Source organism: Streptomyces sp. NPDC007983, assembly GCF_042958345.1.
Taxonomy (GTDB): domain Bacteria; phylum Actinomycetota; class Actinomycetes; order Streptomycetales; family Streptomycetaceae; genus Streptomyces.
Genome location: NZ_JBIBJI010000006.1, coordinates 260,782 through 283,523 on the forward strand (window position 1 = coordinate 260,782; position 22,742 = coordinate 283,523).

At 72.4% G+C, this 22,742-nt stretch carries 19 protein-coding genes; 14 read left to right on the forward strand and 5 right to left on the reverse strand.

Annotated features, from left to right (window positions below; translation table 11 throughout):
* Positions 1-25 precede the first annotated feature (25 nt).
* From ACFZCY_RS20950 to ACFZCY_RS20960, 3 genes are read left to right on the forward strand one after another with little or no spacing between them, the layout of a single operon-like run.
* Entirely contained in the window at positions 26-898 is an 873-nt protein-coding gene (locus tag ACFZCY_RS20950) for a chitosanase (protein WP_391175060.1), read from the forward strand.
* A gap of 58 nt (positions 899-956) precedes the next feature.
* Positions 957-1,265 carry a trypco2 family protein gene (locus tag ACFZCY_RS20955; protein ID WP_391175063.1) on the forward strand — a complete coding sequence of 103 codons (309 nt, stop codon included), beginning with the start codon at positions 957-959 and terminating at the stop codon, positions 1,263-1,265.
* Positions 1,266-1,274: 9 nt separating this feature from the next.
* Positions 1,275-5,372, forward strand: a complete 4,098-nt coding sequence (locus tag ACFZCY_RS20960) for a trypsin-like peptidase domain-containing protein (protein ID WP_391175066.1) — start codon at positions 1,275-1,277, stop codon at positions 5,370-5,372.
* Here the strand turns inward: ACFZCY_RS20960 and ACFZCY_RS20965 are convergent.
* From ACFZCY_RS20965 to ACFZCY_RS20975, 3 genes are all read right to left on the reverse strand, one after another.
* The gene (locus tag ACFZCY_RS20965) at positions 5,338-6,033 is read right to left on the reverse strand and encodes a gamma-glutamyl-gamma-aminobutyrate hydrolase family protein (protein ID WP_391175069.1); all 696 of its coding nucleotides are present in this window, start codon (positions 6,031-6,033) and stop codon (positions 5,338-5,340) included. The two genes, ACFZCY_RS20960 and ACFZCY_RS20965, sit on opposite strands and share 35 nt — an antisense overlap.
* Positions 6,034-6,049: 16 nt before the next feature.
* Entirely contained in the window at positions 6,050-7,510 is a 1,461-nt protein-coding gene (gene eat / locus ACFZCY_RS20970) for an ethanolamine permease (RefSeq protein WP_391175948.1), read from the reverse strand.
* Between the two features lie 133 nt (positions 7,511-7,643).
* Entirely contained in the window at positions 7,644-8,375 is a 732-nt protein-coding gene (locus ACFZCY_RS20975) for an FCD domain-containing protein (protein ID WP_391175072.1), read from the reverse strand.
* Between the two features lie 105 nt (positions 8,376-8,480).
* Between ACFZCY_RS20975 and ACFZCY_RS20980 the strand changes: the two genes are divergently transcribed.
* From ACFZCY_RS20980 to ACFZCY_RS21025, 10 genes are all read left to right on the forward strand, one after another.
* The gene (locus tag ACFZCY_RS20980; RefSeq protein WP_391175075.1) at positions 8,481-9,848 is read left to right on the forward strand and encodes a glutamine synthetase family protein; all 1,368 of its coding nucleotides are present in this window, start codon (positions 8,481-8,483) and stop codon (positions 9,846-9,848) included.
* 11 nt (positions 9,849-9,859) lie between these two features.
* Entirely contained in the window at positions 9,860-11,242 is a 1,383-nt protein-coding gene (locus ACFZCY_RS20985; RefSeq protein ID WP_391175078.1) for an aldehyde dehydrogenase family protein, read from the forward strand.
* A gap of 1 nt (position 11,243) precedes the next feature.
* The gene (locus ACFZCY_RS20990; RefSeq protein ID WP_391175081.1) at positions 11,244-12,056 is read left to right on the forward strand and encodes a 3-oxoacyl-ACP reductase; all 813 of its coding nucleotides are present in this window, start codon (positions 11,244-11,246) and stop codon (positions 12,054-12,056) included.
* A gap of 487 nt (positions 12,057-12,543) precedes the next feature.
* The gene (ribA, locus tag ACFZCY_RS20995) at positions 12,544-13,116 is read left to right on the forward strand and encodes a GTP cyclohydrolase II RibA (protein WP_391175084.1); all 573 of its coding nucleotides are present in this window, start codon (positions 12,544-12,546) and stop codon (positions 13,114-13,116) included.
* Positions 13,113-14,801: a WD40 repeat domain-containing protein gene (locus ACFZCY_RS21000; protein ID WP_391175086.1), complete on the forward strand. Its 1,689-nt coding sequence runs from the start codon at positions 13,113-13,115 to the stop codon at positions 14,799-14,801. The genes ribA and ACFZCY_RS21000 overlap by 4 nt, the downstream gene beginning before the upstream one ends.
* Positions 14,802-14,929: 128 nt before the next feature.
* Positions 14,930-15,649, forward strand: a complete 720-nt coding sequence (locus ACFZCY_RS21005; RefSeq protein WP_391175090.1) for a methyltransferase domain-containing protein — start codon at positions 14,930-14,932, stop codon at positions 15,647-15,649.
* A gap of 30 nt (positions 15,650-15,679) precedes the next feature.
* Complete coding sequence (locus ACFZCY_RS21010; protein WP_391175092.1) at positions 15,680-16,684, forward strand: SUMF1/EgtB/PvdO family nonheme iron enzyme; 1,005 nt, start codon at positions 15,680-15,682, stop codon at positions 16,682-16,684.
* Positions 16,681-17,805 (forward strand): bifunctional diaminohydroxyphosphoribosylaminopyrimidine deaminase/5-amino-6-(5-phosphoribosylamino)uracil reductase RibD, encoded by a 1,125-nt coding sequence (gene ribD, locus ACFZCY_RS21015; protein WP_391175095.1) that lies wholly within the window; start codon positions 16,681-16,683, stop codon positions 17,803-17,805. Before ACFZCY_RS21010 ends, ribD begins: the two co-directional genes overlap by 4 nt.
* Positions 17,802-19,043 carry an NAD(P)H-dependent oxidoreductase gene (locus ACFZCY_RS21020; RefSeq protein ID WP_391175098.1) on the forward strand — a complete coding sequence of 414 codons (1,242 nt, stop codon included), beginning with the start codon at positions 17,802-17,804 and terminating at the stop codon, positions 19,041-19,043. The genes ribD and ACFZCY_RS21020 overlap by 4 nt, the downstream gene beginning before the upstream one ends.
* Positions 19,024-19,761, forward strand: coding sequence for a methyltransferase domain-containing protein (locus tag ACFZCY_RS21025; protein ID WP_391175101.1), 738 nt, complete (start codon positions 19,024-19,026; stop codon positions 19,759-19,761). Before ACFZCY_RS21020 ends, ACFZCY_RS21025 begins: the two co-directional genes overlap by 20 nt.
* A 73-nt stretch (positions 19,762-19,834) precedes the next feature.
* Here ACFZCY_RS21025 and ACFZCY_RS21030 read toward each other — a convergent pair whose 3' ends face one another.
* Both ACFZCY_RS21030 and ACFZCY_RS21035 read right to left on the reverse strand, forming a co-directional pair.
* Positions 19,835-20,437 carry an NAD(P)H-dependent oxidoreductase gene (locus ACFZCY_RS21030; RefSeq protein ID WP_391175104.1) on the reverse strand — a complete coding sequence of 201 codons (603 nt, stop codon included), beginning with the start codon at positions 20,435-20,437 and terminating at the stop codon, positions 19,835-19,837.
* 56 nt (positions 20,438-20,493) lie between these two features.
* Complete coding sequence (locus ACFZCY_RS21035; RefSeq protein WP_391175107.1) at positions 20,494-21,975, reverse strand: MFS transporter; 1,482 nt, start codon at positions 21,973-21,975, stop codon at positions 20,494-20,496.
* A gap of 69 nt (positions 21,976-22,044) precedes the next feature.
* Between ACFZCY_RS21035 and ACFZCY_RS21040 the strand changes: the two genes are divergently transcribed.
* Positions 22,045-22,713, forward strand: coding sequence for a TetR/AcrR family transcriptional regulator C-terminal ligand-binding domain-containing protein (locus ACFZCY_RS21040; protein WP_391175110.1), 669 nt, complete (start codon positions 22,045-22,047; stop codon positions 22,711-22,713).
* The last annotated feature ends 29 nt before the right edge of the window (positions 22,714-22,742 follow it).

Sequence of the window (22,742 nt, forward strand, 5' to 3'; positions counted from 1 at the left end):
ACGGCTCAAGCGAATGGAGTCCCCCATGTCCAGAAGGATCGGTCTCACGGCGGCGGCCGTGGCGTTACCCGCCGCGCTCGTGTTCACCGGCGTCGGAGTCGGCGTGGGCCAGGCGGCCACGCCCCCGGCCGCCGCCCACCCGGCCGCCGCCCCCGTACAGTCCCCGGCTCACCGGGCGGGCGCGGCGGCCAACCTGGACGATCCGGCCAAGAAGGAGATCGCCATGAAGCTGGTCTCCAGCGCCGAGAACTCCTCCCTGGACTGGCGCGGCCAGTTCAAGTACATCGAGGACATCGGCGACGGCCGTGGCTACACCGCGGGCATCATCGGCTTCTGCTCCGGCACCGGCGACATGCTGGAACTCGTCGAGTACTACACGGACCAGAAGCCGGACAACGTCCTCGCCAAGTACCTCCCCGCACTGCGCAAGGTCAACGGCAGCGACTCCCACAGCGGCCTCGACCCCAACTTCACCAAGGACTGGAAGAAGGCCGCCGCCGACAAGGCGTTCCAGGACGCCCAGGAGCACGAGCGCGACCGCGTCTACTTCAACCCGTCCGTCAAGCAGGGCAAGGACGACGGCCTCGGCGCGCTCGGCCAGTTCATCTACTACGACGCGATCGTCATGCACGGCCCCGGCGACAGCAAGTACAGCTTCGGCGGCATTCGCAAGACGGCCATGTCCAAGGCCAAGACCCCGGCGCAGGGCGGCAACCAGACCACGTATCTGAACGCCTTCCTCGACGCCCGCAAGAAGGCCATGCAGAGCGAGGAGGCGCACAGCGACACCAGCCGGGTCGACACCGCGCAGCGCGTCTTCCTCAACGCGAAGAACTTCGACCTGAACCCGCCGCTGAAGTGGAAGGTCTACGGCGAGTCCTTCGAGATCAACTCCTGACCGCCGGTGTCGGTGCCCCCTTGTAGAGTTTTGTCTCGCGTGACGACGAGGGGGAAACATGGTGGAACTGTCCGAGATGATCCGCGAGTTGCGCGCGCAGCTCACCGCCGCGGCGGGCGAGGGCGCGGGGGAGGCGTTCCAGTTCGACGTCGGCCCGATCGAGATCGAGGCCACGGTCGCCGTCACCAAGGAGGCGGGCGGCAGCGGCAAGGTCCGGTTCTGGGTGGTCGAGGCCGGTGCCGACGGGAAGTTCGCCTCGTCCGAGACCCAGCGCATCACCCTCACCCTCCAGCCGACCACCCCCGGTCCGGACGGCACGCGTACGACGGCCAGGATCTCCGGGGCCGAGGTGACCGGGGAGCGCTGAGGCTGAGCGGTGGCGGGGCTGACGGCCGAGCGGGTGGCCGAGATCATCGTCGAGACGGCGGCGGGTGAGCGCCGTCGCGGCTCGGGCTATCTCGTCGCGCCCGGCAGGGTGTTGACGGCGGCCCATGTGGTGGCCTCGGCGGTGTCCGTGCGGGTGCGGTTCGAGGCGGACCGGCCGGGGGAGCGGGTGCTCGAAGCGGAGGTGAGCTTCGAGCACCCGCCCACCGATGTCGCCGTCCTGGCCGTTCCCGCTTCGCCGGATGACGTCCCGGTCGCCCGCTTCGGCCGGGTCGGCGAGCGGGACGCGGTGCTGCGGTGCAGCGCCATGGGCTTCCCGGCCTTCAAGATGCGTCGCGGTGAAGACGGGCGCCCGTACCGCGACTCGGAGCATGTGCACGGCACCTGCGCGGTCCTGTCCAACCGCCGCGAGGGCACGCTCGACCTGAGCGTGCCCCCGCCGGACGGCAGCTGGGACGGCATGTCCGGCGCGGCGGTCTTCAGCGGCGGCCGCATCGTCGGCATCGTGGCCGCGCACCACCTCGCCGACGGCGCCGGGCGGCTGGCGGTGAGCCGGGCGGACCGCTGGGCGGAGCGGCTGCCGGAACCGTCCGCCCTCGAACAGGAGCTGAGCGCAGCCCTCACCCCCACCCACCTCCCGGACGTCCTCCCTCCGTCCGGCCTCGGCCAGATCGAGGCGGGCTACCGGGCCCTGCTGCGGGACATCGCCCCGCCCGAGCTGATGGGGCGGGCCGAGGAGCTGCGGCAGCTGGTCGACTTCTGCGCGGGCCCCGAGACGTACCGCTGGATCCAGGGCCGACCCTGGACGGGTAAAACCGCGCTGGTGTCGTGGTTCGCGCTGCACCCGCCGCGCGGGGTGGTCCCGGTGTCGTTCTTCATCACCTCCCGGCTGGCGGGCCAGGCCGACAGCACGGCCTACACCGAGGCGGTGGTCCACCAGCTGGCCGCCATCGTCGGCCGCGAACCCTCCCCGCACGCCTCGCCCGGCGTCCGCGAGGCCGAGCGGCGCGCGCTGCTGACCGAGGCCGCCGAGCGGGTCGCCGAGGACGGCGGCACGCTGCTGCTCGTCGTGGACGGACTGGACGAGGACCAGTCCGCGCGCGACGGCGCCACCGGCCCCAGCATCGCCTCCCTCCTCCCGGACCGCCCGCCCCCAGGCGTCCGCGTCCTGGTCTCCAGCCGCCCCAACCCCGACCTCCCGCTGGACGTCAAGGCGCGCCATCCGCTGCGGGGCGATGTCGTACGGCGTCTGGGCGCAACGGACTTCGCCACGGACCTGGAGCACGACGCGCGGTTCGAACTGTCCCGGGCGCTGGCCGGGGACGACCTGGAGAAGGACATCGTCGGCCTGCTGGCAGCGGCGCGGGGCAGTCTGCGGTCGGAGGAGCTGCGCGAGCTGACGGGGCGGCAGCTGTACGCGGTGCGGCACCGGGTGGAGGGGGTGTTCGGGCGGATCCTGCGCCGCCGGGGACGCTCGGCGAGGCCGCATGAGAAGCGGGGGTATCTCTTCGCGCACGAGACGCTGTTCGTGGCGGCGACGGAGATGCTGGGCCCGGATCTGCTGCCGTATCTGGACCGGATCCACGCCTGGGCGGCGGAGTACGGCGAGCGAGGCTGGCCGCCGGAGACCCCGCCGTACGTCCTGCACGGCTACCCGCGCATGGTGGCCGCGCTCGGCGACCTCGGGCGGGCGACCCGCCTGGCGACCGACCCCCGCCGCCAGGACCGCGTCCGCGACGCGACCGGCAGCGACAGCGCCGCGCTGGCGGAGATCGACTCCGTGGCCGCGGCGGTCGAGCGCGCCGCGCCCGACGACCTCGGCTCGCTGGCGGCTCTCGCGGCGGCCCGCGCCCTGCTGGCCCGCCGCAACAGCGCCCTGCCGCCCAATCTGCCACCCGTCCTGGCCAGGCTCGGCCAGGCCCGGCGCGCGGAGGGGCTGGCCCGGAGTGTCTACGATCCGCTGGACCGGGCGCAGGCCCTGGCCGGGGTGGCTCAGGTGATGGTGGAGCACGAGGGCGAGCGGGCGGCCGGGCTCGCTAGGGAGGCGGACCGGCTCGCCCGCGCCCGCTCGGGCGGTTCGCCTGCCATGGCGGAAATCGAGAGGGCCCGCGAGATCACCAAGAGCGCGGCTGTCGTGCTGGCGAGGCTGGGACGGACGGCGGAGGCGTTCGATGTCGCCGAACAGTTCGGGTCCTGGAACTACCACGCCGCGGAGGGCCTGGGCAGGGTGTCCGTCGCCCTTCGCCCGCACGATCCGTCTCTCGCCGCCGAGCTCGCGGATCTGGCACGGTGGGCCCTGGCGGGGCTATGGGTGAACGACCAGCTCGGCGACGATACGGGGCGGATCCGCGCGTTCGGCGCGGTCGCGTCCGCCTTCGCACCACTGGACCCGGCCCAGGCCGACCGGTGCCTGGACCAGGTCGAGAGCATAGTCGACGACGAGACGGCCGCCCATCTGCCGGACAGCACCGCGCACGTGGCGGCCGAGCTGCGTGCGGCGCGTCCCGAATCGGCCCTCCGCGTGGGCCGGTTGGCCCACGCGCGGGCCGTGTCGCGCCTCGCCCGACTGGGCAACTTTCTGTCCCCCGAATTCGAGCTGACGAGCGGGATTGTGACGGCGCTGGCCGATCTGGGGCTGACGGCGGAGGCTGCGGAGCTGGCCGCCGCCTGGCAGCGCGTCGACGCCCACTCCTCGCGCTCCTTCACCTGCCGGGCGCGGGACCTCGCGGCCACGGGCGCCTGGGACGAGGCGGAACGTGTCGCCGCGCTGATCGACGAACCGAAGAAGGCCGCCGAGACCTGGGCGGCCCTGGCCGAGCGCGCACTGCTGGATCCCGACCCCGACCCCGACCGTGCCGGCCGCCTGGCGGAGTACGCGCTGCGCGCGGCCGTGCGCCCGATGCTCCAGGACCGGTGGATCTGCGGTCGGCTCGTCGTGCTCGTCGAGGCGCTCGCGGCATGCGGCGAACGCGGTGAGGCGGAGCGGCTGGCCCGGATGCTCGGCAGGCCCGAAGAGCGGGTCATGGCCCTGGCGAGGACGGCGTTGCGCGGTTACGAGACCGACCCGGAGGGCGCCCGGCGGACAGCCGAGGAAGCGGCTCGCGAGGTCGGGACCTGGGACACCGACTCGCCTCCCGACCCCCTTCATCTGCAAGCGGTCGCCATGACATCGCACGCGCTGGCCCGGGTGGGCCTCGACCCCTGGCGGCCGGTGGAGCGCCTGGGCAGGGTGATCAAAGAGCGCTTCCTCCTGGAGACCTTGGCGGCGCTGGGCGAGCACCAGCCGCGCGAGGCCGCCCGACTGGCCGTCATGGAGAAGCGGCGCCTGACCACGCCCGGGAACGAGTGGCCCGGCCCGTCGGCCGCCGAAGAGGAGGGTCGGCGGTTGACGCGCTGTGCGGAGGTCATCGCCGGGCTCGGATACGCCGACCTGGAGCGGGCCCGGCAAGCTCTCGAAGCAGTGACGCGCGAGACGGTCGGGGACCGGGCGGTCGCGGGGCCGGTGGCGAGTGTGACGGCCGGGCTGCTGGTCGCCGGGACGGATCCCGACTGGTCGCGGGAACTGCTGGCGCTGTCGGAAGGTCAGGAGGACGACGAGGGTTGGAGCCTGAGCAGCTGGAGGGCTCTGGGCCCTCGCGCCCTGGTCCACGCGGCCCGCGGCGAGTACCGGCGGGCCGATGAACTCCTTGTGGCGCTGGGGGAGCAGTGGGGCGCCTCGCAGTCGCAGCTCTTTCCGCCGGGCCCGCAGTACGAACTCCGCGAGGCGCTGGCCGCGACCCTCGCCGGTGTGCCGTGGTGGCCCTGGTCCACCCTCGCCGGCGCTTATGCGTTCCGTCCCTATTCCGTGGACCGGCTCTCGGGCATCCGCGGGCTGATCCAGATCACCATGCCGAGCCCCGCCCCGGACGCCGAACGGCTCGCGGAGGCCCGCCGTCATCTGCGGCAGCTGCTGACGGGACCGGGGTGGTACCTGGCCCTCCCCACCCTCGCCCACCTCGACCCGGACGCGGTGCGCCGCGTCCGGGACGTGGTGTTTGCACACCTCGGGGTGGAGGTCAGCGACCCGCCGCCGCAACCAGCGCCCGCATGACCCGCAGGTCGTCGCCCGCCTCCGGGTGCCACTGCACGCCCAGCACGAAACCCTCCGCGCCAGGCATCTCCACCGCCTCCACCGTCCCGTCGTCGGACGCGTACGCGCCGGGGACCAGGCCGTCGGCCAGGCGGTCCACCGCCTGGTGGTGGAAGGTCGGTACGGAGACGGGCTCCGGGAGCACCGTGCTCAGCAGGGTGCCCGGGGCCGGCTTGACCTCGTGCCAGTCGAAGACGCCGGGCGGGCCCGCGTGGCCGTCGAGGTGCTGGACGAGGGTGCCGCCGAGGGAGACGTTCAGCAGCTGCATGCCGCGGCAGATGCCCAGCAGGGGGACGCCTGACGACAACGCGGCCTCGATCAGGGCCAGTTCCCACGCGTCGCGCTCCCGGGCGGGCGGGCCGGTGCGGGGGTCGGGATCGGCTCCGTACCGTACGGGCTCCACATCGGGGCCGCCGGAGATCACCAGGCCGTCGAGGCGGGAGACGACGGCGGCCGCCGTCCCCGAGGCGGCGTCCGGGGGCAGCATCGCGGCCAGGCCCCCGGCGCGCTGGACGAGGCGGTGGTAGCCGGCCGGGAGCAGGGCGGCCGGGAGGTTCCAGACGCCCCAGTGCGCCGTGGCTTCGAGGTAGGTGCTGATGCCGATCAGGGGCAGAGGGGGCACGGACAGGTCCAATCTCTCAGTCGCGGGACAACTCCGCCTCGGCCTCCGCCAGCGCCGCGAACTCCTCCTCCGGCGCCGACGCGACCAGTCGGTGGCGGCTGTAGAAGGCGAAGTAGGCGAGCGCCACGGCGTAGACGCCGAGGGCGATGAAGGCGGCGTCCTTGTCCACCAGGAAGGTGGCAACCAGCGCCGAGCAGGCCAGGACGAAGGCGGTGGACGAGGTCACGATGCCGCCGGGGGTGCGGTAGGGGCGGTCGAGCCCCGGCTCTCGGCGGCGCAGGACGATGTGGGAGAGCGACATCAGGGCGTACGAGATGGTGGCGCCGAAGACCGCGACGTTCAGCATCCGGGCGCCGTCGCCCGACCAGGCGGCGAGGCCGAAGCCGATGGCGCCGGGGACGAGGAGGCCCAGGTAGGGGGCCTTGCGGCGGCTGGTCAGGGAGAGGAAGCGGGGCAGGTAACCGGCTCGGGAGAGGGCGAACAGCTGCCGCGAACCGGCGAAGATCAGGGAGAAGAAGGAGGCGACCAGACCGGCCAGACCCGCGTAGTTGACGACGCGGGACAGCGCGGTGGCCTTGCCGTCCGGCTGGAGCGCCTCGACCAGCGGGTTGCCCGCGTCCTGTACGGCGTCCGGGCCGCGGGCGCCGGTGGCGGCGAGGAAGGTGAGCAGGGCCAGGAGCAGCAGGATGCCCATCGAGCAGGCCATGGCCTTGGGCAGCGTACGGGCCGGCTCGCGGGTCTCCTCGGCCGCGAGCGGGACGCCCTCCACGCCCAGGAAGAACCACATGCCGAAGGGGAACGCCGCCCAGATGCCCAGCACGCCGAACGGCAGCCAGGAGTTGGCGCCGAAGGCCGAGTGGTCGACCGCGATGTCGTTCAGCGAGCCCGAGTCGAAGTCGGTGAAGGCGGCGGCCGCGAAGATCAGCAGCGCCGCGACGGCGATGGCGGTCACGATGAGGCTGAACCGCAGGGCCTCGCCCACGCCCCACAGATGGATTCCGATGAAGATCACGAAGCAGGCGAGATAGACCGGCCAGCCGGACTCCAGGCCGAAGAGGCCGAGCGATTCGACGTAGTCGCCGATGAAGATGGAGATGGCGGCGGGCGCGAGGACGTATTCGATGAGGATCGCGGTGCCGGTGAGGAACCCGCCCCAGGGGCCGAGGGCGCGCCGCGCGAAGCCGTAGCCGCCGCCCGCGGTGGGGAGGATCGCGGCCAGTTCGGCGAGGGCGAAGACCATGCAGGTGTACATCAGGCCCATGAGCACGGCGGCGATGGCCAGCCCGCCGAAGCCGCCCTCCGCGAGGCCGAAGTTCCAGCCGGAGAAGTCGCCGGAGACCACATAGGCGACGCCGAGGCCGGTCAGCAGCAGCGGACCCGCGCTGCCGCGGCGCAGGGTGCGCCGCTCCAGATAGCCGGGATCGCCGGGTTCGCCGGGATCGGGGGAGGTGCGGGCGGTCTCGGTTCCTTCGGCCATGTCAGCCATGGGCACTCCTGGCTTCGCGCGAGGGGACGGCAGAGGGCGGGGATGGGTGCGGCGGATTGGTGTGGGGGCATACCTTTGCCGTAGGGGGCGGCTCCGCGCAAGACCCTCTGCGGAAAAACACCTCCTACGGCAGGAACCCGCGCAGCAGCGCCGCCGTGCCCTCGCAGTGCTCCCGCATCACCTCGCGCGCCCCGTCCGCGTCCCCGTCGAGCACCGCCTCGACCAGCGCCGCGTGCTGCGCCTGGGAGTGCTCCAGGTTCCGTACCAGCAGCGGGATGCAGTCCAGCAGGTCGTTGACGGTGGCGCGGACGGCCGCGTACCGGGCGGCCAGCGAGGGGGAGCCCGCCAGCTCGGCCAGGGTCAGATGCAGCATCGTGTCCAGGCGCCGGTAGTCGGCCAGCGGCGCGTCCCGCGTCGCGTCGAGGGCGGCGCGCAGCCGCGCGGCCCGGCCGCCGTCCAGGCCGTGCGCCGCGCACAGCCCGGCCGCGCCGACCTCCAGGACCTCCCGGAAGCGCAGCGTGTCCTCGACGTCCACCGCCTCGATCCGCCGCCGCAGCTCGTCCTCGTCGCCCGCGGCGGGCTCCGGCCGGGCTCGTACGAAGGTGCCGCCGTACCGGCCGCGGCGGCTCTCCACGATCCCCTGGTCCTGAAGGACCTTCAGCACCTCGCGCAGGGTCACCCGGCTGATCCGCAGCCGCTCCGCCAGCTCGCGCTCGGCCGGGAGGCGGCCGCCGTCGGGGACCAGCCCCAGCCGTACGACCTGGAGTATCTGCTCCAGCGCCTCCTCGAAGCCGTTTCCGGCGCGCACCGGCCGCAGCACCGGCGCCAGCCGGTCACCGCTTTCACTGCCGCTCATGGAACCGTCCGCACCTCCTTCCCAATCAATGGTCTGCGGTATTACCTTAAGGCCACTCCGCGCCCCCACACCCGTCCGAAAGCCCGAAAGCCAGGAGGCACCACCGTGGCAGACCGCACGCCCCCGCTCTCGGTCGACGAGCTGACCAGGCTCGTCGCCGCCGGGGAGATCGACACCGTCGTCCTGGCCTTCACCGATATGCAGGGCAGACTGCAGGGCAAGCGCTTCGCCGCCCGCTTCTTCCTCGACGATGCCCTGGAACACGGCACCGAGGGCTGCAACTACCTCCTCGCCGTCGACGCCGACATGAACACCGTCGGCGGCTACGCCATGTCCTCCTGGGAGCGCGGCTACGGCGACTTCGCCCTCCACGGCGACACCCGCACCCTGCGCCGCACCCCCTGGAACCCCGGCACCGCGATGCTCACCGCGGACCTCTCGTGGCACGACGGCTCGCCCGTGGTCGCCTCCCCGCGGCAGATCCTGCGCCGCCAGCTCGACCGGCTCGCGGAGCGCGGCTGGACCGCGTACGCCGGGACCGAGCTGGAGTTCATGGTCTTCCGGAACACCTACGAGCAGGCGTGGGACAGCGGCTACCGCGGCCTGACCCCGGCCAACCAGTACAACGTCGACTACTCCATCCTCGGCACCGGCCGCGTCGAACCCCTGCTGCGCCGCATCCGCAACGAGATGGGCGCCGCCGGGATGACCGTGGAGTCGGCCAAGGGCGAGTGCAACCTCGGCCAGCACGAGATCGCCTTCCGCTACGACGACGCGCTGACCACCTGCGACCAGCACGTCATCTACAAGACCGGCGCCAAGGAGATCGCCGCCCAGGAGGGCACGGCGCTCACTTTCATGGCCAAGTACGACGAGCGCGAGGGCAACTCCTGCCACATCCACCTCTCGCTGCGCGACGAGGCCGGACAGCCCGTGCTCGCGGACGACGACGGCCCGTACGGCATGTCGAAGACCATGCGCCACTTCCTGGCCGGGCAGATCGCCGCGATGCGCGACTTCACCCTCCTCTACGCACCCAACATCAACTCCTACAAGCGTTTCCGGCCCGGTTCCTTCGCGCCCACCGCCGTCGCCTGGGGCCCGGACAACCGCACCTGTGCGCTGCGCGTCATCGGCCACGGCCAGGCGCACCGGCTGGAGAACCGGCTCCCCGGCGGCGACGTCAACCCGTATCTCGCCGTCGCCGGAATGGTGGCCGCCGGGCTGTACGGGATCGAGCGGGAGCTGGAGCTGCCCGAGGTCTGCACCGGCAACGCCTACACCGGCGACGCCGAACACGTGCCGACCTCGCTGCGCGACGCCGCCGAGCTGTGGCAGGCCAGCCCCATAGCGCGGGCCGCGTTCGGCGACGAGGTGGTCGAGCACTACCTCAACATGGCCCGCGTCGAGCAGGAGGCGTACGACACCGCCGTCACCGACTGGGAACGCTTCCGGTCCTTCGAGCGCATGTGAGGAACCACCGAGTGAGCACCGAACACCCCCACGAGCACCACATCCTCAACCCGGCGACCGAGGAGGTCATCGCCACCGTCCCGGCCGCTACGCCCGCCGACGTGGACGCCGCCGTCGCCCGCGCCACCGCCGCCCAGCGCGGCTGGGCCGCCCTCGCCCCCGCCGACCGGGCCCGGCTGCTGCGCCGCTTCGCCGCCACCGTGGACGACCACATCGAGGAACTGGCCGCGCTGGAGGTCCGCGAGGCGGGCCACCCCATCGGCAACGCCCGCTGGGAGGCGGGCAACGTCCGCGATCTGCTGGAGTACGCGGCCGGGGGAGTGGAGCGGCTGAGCGGCGCTCAGATCCCGGTGGCCGGGGGCCTGAACATCACCTTCCACGAACCGCTCGGCGTGGTCGCCGTCATCGCGCCGTGGAACTTCCCGATGCCGATCGCGGGCTGGGGCACCGCGCCCGCCCTCGCCGCGGGCAACGCCGTCCTCCTCAAGCCCGCCGAGACCACCCCGCTCACCGCACTCAGGCTCGCCGAACTCGCCCTCGCCGCCGGGCTGCCCGAGGGACTGTTCCAGGTGCTGCCCGGCGCCGGGCCGGTGGCCGGGGCCGCCCTGGTCGAGCACAGGGACGTGGCCAAGGTCGTCTTCACCGGGTCGACGGCCGTCGGCAAGGAGATCATGGCGAAGTGCGCGGCGGGCGTGAAGCGCGTGACGCTCGAACTCGGCGGCAAGAGCCCCAACATCGTCTTCGCCGACGCCGACCTCGAGGCGGCGGCGAGCGCCGCGCCCGGCTCGTTCCTGGACAACACCGGCCAGGACTGCTGCGCCCGCAGCCGGATCCTGGTCCAGCGCGGCGTCTACGACCGGTTCATGGAGCTGCTGGAGCCCGCCGTGAAGGGCTTCACGGCCGGCGACCCGGGCGACCCCGCCACCGCCATGGGCCCGCTGATCTCGGCCGCGCAGCGGGAGCGCGTACGGTCCTACGTACCCGAGGACGCGCCCGCCGCGATCCGCGGCGAGGCCCCCGGCGGCAAGGGCTTCTGGTACCCGGCGACCGTCCTGGAGGCCACCGCGCCCGGCGACCGCACCGCCGTGGAGGAGATCTTCGGACCCGTCGCCGTCGTCCTCCCCTTCGACGACGAGGCCGACGCCGTGACGCTGGCGAACGCGACCGACTACGGCCTCTCCGGCTCCATCTGGACCCGCGACGTGGGCCGCGCGGTGCGCGTCTCGCGCGCCGTCGCCGCCGGGAACCTGTCCGTCAACTCGCACAGCAGCGTGCGCTACGCGACCCCGTTCGGCGGCTACAAGCAGTCCGGTCTCGGCCGGGAGCTGGGTCCCGACGCCCTGACCGCCTTCACCGAGACCAAGAACGTGTTCATCAGCACCGAGGAGCAGTGACGTGAGCGAGACCGTGTCCCAGGCCGAGACCGTGACCGAGACCCCTGTGTGCCGCCGCCTGGTGGGCCGTACCGCCGTCATCACCGGAGCGGGCAGCGGCATCGGCCTGGCCACCGCGCGCCGCTTCGCCTCCGAGGGCGCGCGCGTCGTGTGCGCCGACATCGACGAGTCCGCGGGCAAGGCCGCCGCCGATGAGGTCGGCGGGCTCTACGTCCGGGTGGACGTCACCGACCCGGAGCAGGTCGAGGCGCTGTTCAAGACCGCGTACGACACCTACGGCTCGGTCGACGTGGCGTTCAACAACGCGGGCATCTCGCCGCCCGACGACGACTCGATCCTCACCACCGGACTGGACGCCTGGAAGCGGGTCCAGGAGGTCAACCTCACCTCCGTCTATCTGTGCTGCAAGGCCGCGCTGCCCTATATGCAGCGGCAGGGCAGGGGCTCCATCATCAACACGGCGTCCTTCGTGGCCGTCATGGGCGCCGCGACCTCGCAGATCAGCTACACCGCGTCCAAGGGCGGGGTGCTGGCGATGTCGCGCGAACTGGGCGTGCAGTTCGCGCGCGAGGGCATCCGCGTCAACGCGCTGTGCCCGGGCCCGGTCAACACCCCGCTGCTGAAGGAGCTGTTCGCCAAGGACCCGGAGCGGGCGGCGCGGCGTCTGGTGCACGTACCGGTGGGGCGGTTCGCCGAGCCGGAGGAGATCGCGTCCGCGGTCGCCTTCCTGGCCAGCGACGATTCGTCGTTCGTCAACGCGGCCGAGTTCCTGGTGGACGGCGGCATCGCGGGGGCGTACGTCACTCCTCTCTAGTCACGGGGGACGGCGGCCGACGGGCACCACGAGGTGGCCGCCGGCCCTCGTCCCGGACATATTTTATTAACCGGCGGGCCGGACAGCCTGGCCCGCCGGAGATTTTTTTATGCTCTGGAATATGCCTCCGGCAAGAAACGGAAATGCGGGATGTGATTTTGTCGCCGTTCGGACATGCAGTCCTCATTGCCGCTCGGGCCGGTGGGATCTGTCTCGAATGACCTTCCGCGATATGGAATACGGTGGCGGGTGTTCGGTGGCCGAGGCAAAGAGTTTCGGTCTCCGTATCGGTGCGTCCGGGGTCGTGCGCAGCAGTTGCGGTTGTGCATGCTGTGCATTGCGTGGCGCTGCCTGAACCATGGCGCGCCGTTTCCACGGGAGGGACGAAGCTTTGTCCATCACGTCAACCGGTGAGAACTCGCCAGAGCGATTTGAGTCATCAGATTCAGCAGCGCGGATCCGGGCCCGGGTCGAGGTCCCGGTACGTTTGGCCAACGGTGAATGGCACACTGCCGAAACGATCACATTCTCCGGACTCGGCGACGGGCAGGAACACATCGCGGTGTCCTTCGCCCCCCGGGCGGCCGTCCCGCTGGTGAGGCTCCATTCGGAGTGCCTGACGGGCGATGTCTTCGGCTCCGGCCGCTGCGACTGCGGACCACAGCTCGCCGAGTCGCTGCAACTGGCCGCCGAGTCGGGAGGCATCCTGCTCTATCTCCGTCAGGAGGGGCGCGGCATCGGTCTCTACAACAAGCTCGACGCCTACCGCATCCAGGACGAGCTGGGCCTCGACACCTTTGCCGCCAATCGTGAGCTGAACTTCTCGGACGACTCGCGCGATTACCGCGCGGCCGCTCAGATGCTCCACACTCTGGCCGCGACCAGGATCCGGCTGCGCACCAACAATCCGGACAAGGCGCGGCAATTGATCGCCCATGGGATCAAAATCGAGGAAGTCATCCCGACTGGCATCTTCAAGACCGAACGCAATCACGGCTATCTGCGCGCCAAAGTCGAGCAAAGCGGGCACACCATCGCCCTCGTAGGGGAGTCCATATGATCCAGCATCGAGGTCCGATCAGCGGCATCGCCGCATGGCAGGCCGAGTACGTGGCCACCGCCGGGTACGACAACCAGGTCATCTGCTGGGACCAGAGCACCGGCCGGGCCCTGGCCCGGGCGAGCCACGACCATCTGGCCAATCAGTGCGTGTTCTCGCCGGATGGCCGGCATCTGCTCACCTCGTCCAGTGACTACACGGCCCGGCTGTGGACCGTGCCGGACCTGCGCCTGGTGGCGGTCTTCGCCGAGCAGCAGGACGACGTCGAGATGTCGGTGTTCCACCCGTCGAAGGAGCTGATCGCCACCGCCTCCCGCGATCACCGGGTACGGGTGTACGACTTCACCGGTCGACTCGTCACCACCTTCACCGGTCACACCGCGGACGTCATATCCGTCGAGTGGGCGCGCGACGCCGATGAGCTGATCTCCTCCAGCGATGACGGCACCATCAAGCGCTGGTCGCTGGCGACCGGCGGGATGGCCGCCGACCTGGACATGGACGGGGTGGAGACCGACACCATCGCCATTTCCTCCGACGGGGTCATCTTCGCGGGCAACGACGACGGCCAGATCATCGTCGTGGGGCCGAAGGAGCGGACCGTGATGCCCGCCCACGAGGCCGGCATCAAGCGCCTGGTGCTCGACGACTCGCGCGGCCTGCTGGTGAGCCTCAGTTACGACCGCACCATGCGCCTGTGGAGCGTCTCCTCCGGTCTTCCCGAACTGCGTGACACCACGGAGCTGCCCGACGACGTATGGCCGCGCTCCTGCGCGTTCGCCGGCGGCTCGCGGCTGGTCTTCGCCACCTTCGGGGCACGGTACCGCGGGTACGACTACGAGGCGCGGTCCTGGGACACCGGCGTGGTCCCGCCCACCGGCGGGGTCAACGCCGTCCTGCCCACCAGCGGCGGCACGGCGCTCACGGTCGGCGACGCGGGGCTGGTGCGCGACGACGGAAGGGCGGTGGCCGAGACGGGCAGCCTCTGCAACTTCCTGACCCCGCTGGGCGGTCTGGTCCTCTGCGGGGGGCAGCTCGGCAAGGTGTTCGACGCCTTGACGGGGCGTGAGCTGTACCAGCACCGGTCCCCGCTGAACTGCGGAGTCGCGTTCGAGCGCCACGGTGAGCGGTACGCGGTCGTGGGGACGTACACGGGCGAGGGCCTGTTGCTGAAACTCGACGGCAACGGCGGCATCGAACATGTCATGGACCTGCCACTGCATAGCAATGCGGTCAAGGGAATCGCGGTGTCGGGGGACTACCTCTTCTCCGTCGCCGCCGATGCCTCCGCCACCTGGTACCAGATCTCCACTCTGGAGCGGGCCGCCACCGTCGGCGACGGGCACGAGAAGATCGCCAACGGCTGTGCGGGGCTGGGCGAGGGCTGGTTCGCCAGTGTCAGCCGCGACCTGAAGCTGCGCATCTGGGACCCGGAACAGCGCGCGGAGACTCTTTCGACGCCGCACACCCACTCCATCAAGTGCGTGGCCGCCTCCGACGACGGCCGGGTGGTGGCCACCGGCAGCTACAACGGTCTGGTCGCGCTGTACGACCGGACGGACCGCAGCTGGCGGGAGAACGCCAAGCCCACCACGGCGGGCATCTCCTCCCTCGCGTACGACGCGGTGAACAAGGCGTTCGCCGCCTCGTCCTACGACGGCCAGGTGTACACGATCGACGTCTGAACCGCGGACGTCCGAGGCGTGCCGGGGAAGAGCGGGCCCGTCCCGCCTTCCCCGGCCCCATGCCCGCGCATCGCCGCGGGATCTCCAGTCAGTGGCCGTATCCCCACAGGACAGGACTGCGCACCACCATGGACAGGTACGAGATAGCCGACCAGTACACGATCGCCCCCGCACAGGCGCCGCCGCCCGACCGGTCGGCCTACCACGCCGTGCTCCACTCCGACTTTCAGGGGCATTACGCCGATGGACGCGACGTGTGGACCGCCGAGCGGGCCATGCGGGAGACGCCGCTGCTGCTGATACGAGCGCTCGGCGATACCGGGCCCGGCCATGTCGCTCATGTTCTCGACGTCGGCACCGGACACGGCCGCGACGCCGCCATCCTGCTCGACCACGGGCACCGGGTCACCGGGATCGACATCGTCACCTCCTCGGAGTGGCCGGCCGTCACCGCCGACCGGTCCGACCGGGCACGTTTTCTCACCACCTCCGTGATGGAGCTGGCGGGCTCGGCGGAGTACGACGCCGTCCTGGACAACGGCTGTCTGCATCACCAGCACCCCGACGACTACCCCGCCTATCTGGGGCGGATCCGCGCCCTGTTGCGGCCGGGCGGCCTGTACACCGTTTCGGTGTTCCAGTCGGCGGACGAGCGGGGCCGGCTCTTCGTCAACGGTGCCAGCCGCCTCTACCAGGAGTTCACCACCGGTGAACTGACCGCCCTCGTCACCGGACACGGCTTCGCATTGGTCGCCACGCATCTGGTGCCGCGCACGACGCCCGGCCTCAACTACCTGGTGGGCACCTTCCGCAGCACGGAGCCAGGCCAGGCGCCGCTGCGACCGTAGGCCCTTCCCCATAACGGACCGGAGACTCTCGTGACCACCAGCCCGCCCTCCGCCGCCTCGACCGCGGTCATGGCCAACCCCAACACCCTGTCCGACCGGGCGGCCATGGGCCTTCCCGACACCTTCGCGGCCCGTCTCGGCCCCTGGCCGCTGAGCGACCACCGCGACCTGCTCGCCGCCCCCGCCGACCTGCTCGTCGCGGTCGCGGAGGACCCCGGCCAGTCCTTCCTCCGGCGGTACGCCGCCGGGACCGTCCTGGCGCTCATCGGCGACCCGCGCATACGTCCCGACGATCCGCCGATGGCCGACATCCCGGCGGCCCGCGCCCGGCTCGGCCTGGCACCGGAGCTGGTCGGGGACGTCACCGAACGCTGGCGCCACGCGGGTGTGCAGGAGGACTGGATCGCCAAGGAGTGCCCCGTCCACGAGACGGACCTGGCGGCCTTCCGCATCGCGCTCCATCCGGTCACCAACGCCGAGTACCGCCGGTTCCTCGAAGACACCGGAAGCACCCTGCTGCCCACGTCCTGGAGGTTCGGCTGTTACCCGGAAGCGCTCGGCAACCACCCGGTGTGGACCGTGCCGGCCGAGGCCGCCGACGCCTACGCGGCCTGGCTCGCGAACCGCACGGGCCGGGCGTTCCGGCTGCCGACGGAGGCGGAGTGGGAGTACGCGGCCGCCGGTCCCGCGGGAGCGGAGTTCCCGTGGGGCGACGAGTTCACCGCCGACCGGGCCAACACCGTCGAGCATGGCCCGCTGACCACCACCCCCATCGGGGTGCACCCGGCCGGCCGCTCGCCGTTCGGCGTGCACGACATGGCGGGCAACGTCGAGGAGTTCACCGCCGACGACTACCGTCCGTACCCGGGAGGGGCCGTCGTCGCCGACGACCTGGCGCTCACCCGCGGCACCTATCGCATCGCCCGCGGCGGCAGCTTCACCCGCTTCGGTGATCTCGCCCGCTGCCGCCGGCGGCACGGATGGTACGAGCGCGCCATCTACGCCATGGGCTTCCGGCTCGCGGAGACGCCATGACGGCCGGCGACATCATGGCGCGCGTATCGCCCACCGAGGAGACCGCCATGCGCCGGGCCGTCGAACTCGCCGCCCTCGCGCTGGGCCGCACCAGCCCCAATCCCGTCGTCGGCTGCGTCGTCCTCGACCCGGCCGGACGCACGGTCGCGGAGGGCTTCCACCGCGGCGCCGGACACCCGCACGCGGAGGTCGAGGCGCTCACCGTCGCGGGCCGACGGGCGCGGGGTGCCACCGCCGTCGTCACCCTCGAACCCTGCGCGCACCAGGGACGTACCGGACCGTGCGCCGAAGCCCTGCTCGGCGCGGGGGTCGCCCGGGTCCTGTACGCGGTGCCCGATCCGACCCCCGGGGCCGCAGGCGGCGCGCGCCGGCTGCGCGAGGCCGGGGTGGAGGTCCTTCCCGACGTGCTGCGCACGGACGCCGAGCGGGTCAATGAGCTGTGGCTCACCGCGGTCCGCCGCGCCCGGCCCTGTGTCACCTGGAAGTTCGGCGGCACGCTCGACGGCAGATCGGCGGCGCCGGACGGAACCTCCCGATGGATCACCGGGCAATCCGCGCGTGAGGACGTGCACGTCCTGCGCGCCGCGCACGACGCGGTCCTGGTGGGATCCGGGACGTTGCGCGCCGACGATCCCCATCTGGGGCTGCGCCACGCGGTGCGGGGCGACCCGCCACTGCGGGTGGTGCTGGACCGCACGGGCGCCATCCGCTCCGACGCGCGCGTGCTCGACGACGCGGCGCCCACCCTCGTGGTCATCGGCCACGGCACACCGCACCCGCGACTGCCGGGCCCCCACGAGGTGCTGGAGGTGCCCGTCACCGATGCCGGGCTCGACATCGCGGCGCTGGCCGACGAGTTGTACCGGCGTGGTCTGCGCTCGCTGCTCCTGGAGGGCGGTGCCGGGCTGGCGGCGGATTTCGCCGCGCGGGGCCTGCTCGACCGGGTGGTCGCCTACCTGGCACCCCTGCTGCTCGGCTCCGGCGGGCGCCCGGTGCTCGACGGCTTCGGCGCGGAGACGCTGGACGAGGGCGTGCGGCTGCACCTCGACGAGGCACGCCGGATGGGCGACGACGTACGGCTCGTGCTCCGCACCGAGCCACTGCCCGGGGAGGCGGGATGAGACCCCGGATCGCGGTCATCCACCACAGCCGGCGCGGCACCATGCGTACCCTGGCCGCACTGGCCGCCGAGGGCGCCCGGGCCGGCGGTGCGGCGGTGCGGCTGCTGCGGGTGGCAGAGGACGACCCGGCCGTCATGGCGTGGCCGGAGCGCGTCGCGGAACCGGAGGACGTGCTGTGGGCGGACGGCCTGGTGCTGGCGACCCCGACGTACTTCGGGAACGTGTCGGCCGATTTCAAACGGTTCCTGGAGACCACCAGCCCGCTGTGGCGCAAGGGGCTGCTGGCCGACCGCATCGTGACCGGCATGACCTCCTCCACCTGCACCCACGCGGGCCGTGAGGCGACGCTGCTGGCGCTCCACCAGACCGCCTTTCACTGGGGTTCCTGGGTGCTCGGCGCGGACCCGGCCGACCCGGTCTTCGGGCCCGCGGGCGGAAATCCGTACGGCGTGTCCGCGGACAGCCGCCCGGACGGGGCGGGCGCCGATGCGCGAAGCGCGGCCCGGAGCCTGGGCCACCGGCTGGCGGACCTCACCGCCCGGGTGTGCCCGTCCGCCGCGGGCCCGGCCGGCTCCGCCGTCTCCGGTCCCGTCAAGGTGACCGTGGTGCACGGTGCGGACGACGGTCGCGCGCGGCTGATGGCGCAGGAATGCGCGGCCGGTGCCCGCTCCGTGGGCGCGCGGGTGCGGCTGCGGCGGGTCGCGGGCGCGGGCCGGCGGCAGGGACCCATGGCCGCCACCGTCACGCGGGAGGACGTGGCCTGGGCGGACGCGGTGGTCTTCGGCGCCCAGGCCCGGCTGGGCTGCATGGCCGCGCCACTGCTGGACTTCGTCCAGTCGCTGGCGTCCGCCGACTGGCGGGGGCCGCTGTGGGGCAAGCCCGCGAGCGGGTTCGTCACGTCCGCACTGACGCACACGGGCAGCGAGTCGGCGCTGCTCTCCTTCCACCACCTGCTGTTGAACAGCGGTGCGGTGGTGGTCCCGCCGGGCTTCACCGACCAGGCCGTCTTCGAGGCGGGCGGAAACCCGTACGGCACCTGTGATGTGCGGAGCGCGAGCGCGGTACCGACCAGCGCGGCCCTGGCGGCCGTCGCGTACCAGGGGCGGCGCACGGCGATGGCGGGCGACCTGGTGCGCCGCCCGGCCGCTGCCCCTCCCCCCGGCCCGGGCGAGCGGGCCGCGGGTGACGAGAACACCGGAAGTCTGGGAGGACTGCGGGATGACCACGCTGCAATATGACGAGATCGGTGAGGAGTACGAGGGCGTCAAGTCGCTGCCGATGGCGCGGTTCCCGGAGCGGGCCGGCTTCCTCGGGATGCTCGGTGACATCCGGGGCAGGTCCGTGCTCGACCTGGCCTGCGGAACGGGCTTCTACACCCGGCAGCTCAAGCGGCTCGGCGCCGCGGAGGTGCTGGGGGCCGACATCTCGGGGGAGATGGTGGCCGCTGCCCGGAGCATCGAGGAGCGCGACCCTCTCGGGGTGCGCTACGAGGTGTGTGACGTCGCCGAACTGCCGCCCCCCGAGCGGCCCTTCGACGTGGTGACGGCCGTCTATCTGCTCAACTACGCCGAGGACGCGGCCGCGATGGAGCGGATGTGCCGCGGAGCGCACCGGAGCCTGGTGCCCGGAGGCCACTTCTACGCGCTCACCCAGGCCCCGGATTTCCGCTTCGACGGACCGTCCACGGACAAGTACGGCTTCCGGTACCAGGCGGAGGGAGAGAACGAGAACGGGCCGCTGATGCGCATCACGGCACTCCTCGACCCGCCCGTCGAGTTCGTCGCCGGCTGCCCGCGCCACGAGGTCTACGAGCGCGCCCTGCGGGCGGCCGGCTTCGGCCCGGTGGAGTGGGTGCCGCTGACGGTGCCCGAAGAGGGTGAGAGGGCCCTGGGAAAGGCGTTCTGGACGGACTTCCTGGCCAACCCGCCGCTGGCCATGCTGCGCTGCCGCGCCTGACGACGAGACCCGCCGGAAACGCCCGCGCCCCGCCGCTGTCGAGCGGCGGGGCGCGGGCCATGGGGGCGGCCGGTCACAGCCAGGGCATGAAGTCCTCCCCGGACCGCCGCGGGGACGAGGCGGCGCGGGCCGCCGTCTCGGTCTGCCGGATGTGGAGCAGCAGCCGCATGGCCACGGCGGGGTCGGCGATGAACACCCGGCCGCCGGGCTCCTCCCGCAGGAGCCGCCCGGCGTGCCGGACGATGGTGCGCGGCCCCACGCTCTGGCACGTCGAGCCGAGCAGCAACTGCTCGACCTCGGTGAACGCGGCCGGGCCGGGGGCGTCGTCCGCGGTCGTGGTCAGCACGGCCACCGGCTTGCCGGCCAGTGGGGATCCGGCCCTGGGCCATACGAGCCAGTTCAGGGCGTTGAGCAGGGCGGCGGGCGGCACGGCCGCCGGCTCCGGTACGGCGAGCACCAGCGCGTCCGCGGCGGCCGCCCGGGCGCGCAGGGCCCGGACCTCGGTGGGCAGCGCGTCCCTGGGGCGGTCGCCGTGCGGCGGCAGCCCGTCCCGGACCGGGCACACGTCCCACCGCAGGCCGTCGCAGTCGGGCCCCGCGAGCGCTCGCAGCAGCGGCTCGCCGAACGGGTCCGTCTCCGTTCCGCCGCAGAGCCCCAGCAGGTGAATGAGGTTCACGGTCGCCTCCAGGTCTTCCCCCGTTGTGCCGTTGTGTGAGGGTGGCCGGGAGTCCTTCAGGACACTCCGGACCCGGCCGGGGCGGGCGTTGCCCGGAGCCGTCGGGACAGGAGCAGGCCGAGCAGCGAGAGGGCCGCGGTGAGCCCGAAGAGGCCGAACAGCGCCGCACGGGTGCCGACGTCGTAGTGCTGTGCGATGGCGATGGCCGCCCCGCCGAGCCCCGCGATCACACCGGTGGCAAGGGTCTGGGCGAGTTGCAGCGCGCCACTGATCTCACCCTGCCGCTCCGCCGGTGCCTGCTCCATGGTTTCGGTGGTGGAGGCGTTGAACGCGATGCCCATGCCGATGCCGCCGATTCCCCATCCCACGATGGCGATCCAGCCCGGGATCGAGGGGGTGAGGATGACCAATGCGATGACCGCCACACCGGCCAGCAGGACGGCGAACCCGAGCGCGACGCCACCGGTGCGGCTTCCCTGCCCCTTGCCGTCCCGCTTCGCCTGCAGCGCGGAACCCAGCACCCAGGTGATCGCGCCCGCGGACAGTCCCAGGCCCGCCGTGGCGGAGCTCATCCCGTGCAACTCCTGGAGGCCGAGCGGCAGGTACGCCTCGCTGCCGAAGTACGCGCCGCACAGCAGGCCGCGGATGACGGTGCCGGCGCCGAGCCCGGCGCGCGCGGTCAGGGTGCCCTCCGGGGTCACCTGGCGCAGCGCGGGCAGCGCGACGGCCACGCCGACCAGGGAGAGCGGGATGAGCAGGGCGAGGTTCTCCAGCAGGAGCGCCTGGAGCAGCAGACCGGTGCCCGCGGTGAGCAGGACGGCGCCGGCCAGCGGCCCCTTCCACCATGGCAGGGCGGGGGCGGTGTCCGCGGCCGTCTCGCCGTCCCCGGTGCGGTTCAGGCGGCGCAGGCCAGGGAGGGTCAGCAGCGCGGCGGCGGCGATGATCGGCAGCATGAGCAGGAACACCGCGCGCCATGTGGTGTGGTCCGCGAGCGTGCCGGTGATGACCGGGCCGATGAGGGACGGGATGGTCCACGCGGAGGAGAGCAGCGCGAACATGCGGGCCCGCAGGTGCGCGGGATAGGCGAGTCCGATGACCGTGTACGCCATCGCCATGACGGCGCCGACACCGAGCCCCTGGGCGAACCGGCCGAGCAGGAACAGCGGCCAGGAGGTGGCCGATCCCGCCACCGCGCAGCCCGCGGCGAAGACGAGCATGCCGCTCGCCGCGGGCCGCCAGGGGCCTCGCCGGTCGGCGGAGCGGCCGGCGAGGACGGTGCCGATGATGTTGGCCAGCATCAGTGCGGACAGGCCCCAGCCGTAGGCCCCGAGGCCGTCCAGATTCCGCGCGATGCCCGGCAGCACGGTGGCCACGCCGAGCGATTCGAAGGCGACCATGCTGACCGAGAGGATCACGCCGAGCGTCAGGGCCCGGTACGGACCCGCGAAGACGCTCTCCGCGGGCTGGGATTCCGCCGTGCCCGGCGGTGCGAGGGGCTTTTCGGTGGCGTCCGTCGTCTTGCCGCCCTGCTGGGACATGTCCTCACTCCTCGTCGCGTATTTACATTCCGTTCCGGAACGGAAGTGAACCATATCTATACTGCTGCCATGGCGAAACCCCACGAAGCACCGGCCCCCGCCGAGGAATCGGCCAACAGCCAGCGCTCCGGCAGGCCGCGCGACGCCCGTATCGACACGGCCGTGCCCAGCGCGGTGATGGAGATCCTGGACGAGGTGGGCTACGGGAACCTGACCCTGGAAGCGGTCGCCGCCCGTGCCGGTACGAGCAAACCTGCCCTGCGCCGCCGCTGGCGGTCCCGCCAGCACCTCGTGGTGGACGCGCTCGCCGCGCACATCGGCACCGAGCCCACCCCCGACACCGGCTGTACGCACTGCGACCTCATCGCCGGGGTGAGCACCCTCGGGCACGCGGCCACCACCGCCGCGATGGGTCGGCGCGTACTCCCCGCCCTGGTGGCCGACCTGGCCGGGAACCCGGAGCTGGAGGTGGCCTTCCTGGAGAAGTTCTTCTCCCCCCGCCGCGCGTCGACGGCCGAGGCCCTGCGACGGGGCATCAGCCGCGGGGACATCCGGGCGGACGCCGATGTCGATTTGCTATTGGACATGCTGGCATCGACCACGTACTACCGGATGCTCTTCGGGCATCTGCCCGTCACCGCCACGCTTGCCGAGAATGTGGTCGAAGTCGTCCTCGCCGGGGTAGCGACTGATCAGTGGCACGTCCGGCATGGGCGCCACGGGAGCCTCCGCACATGACCGAGTGCCGGGGTGTACCGGGGCGTCCT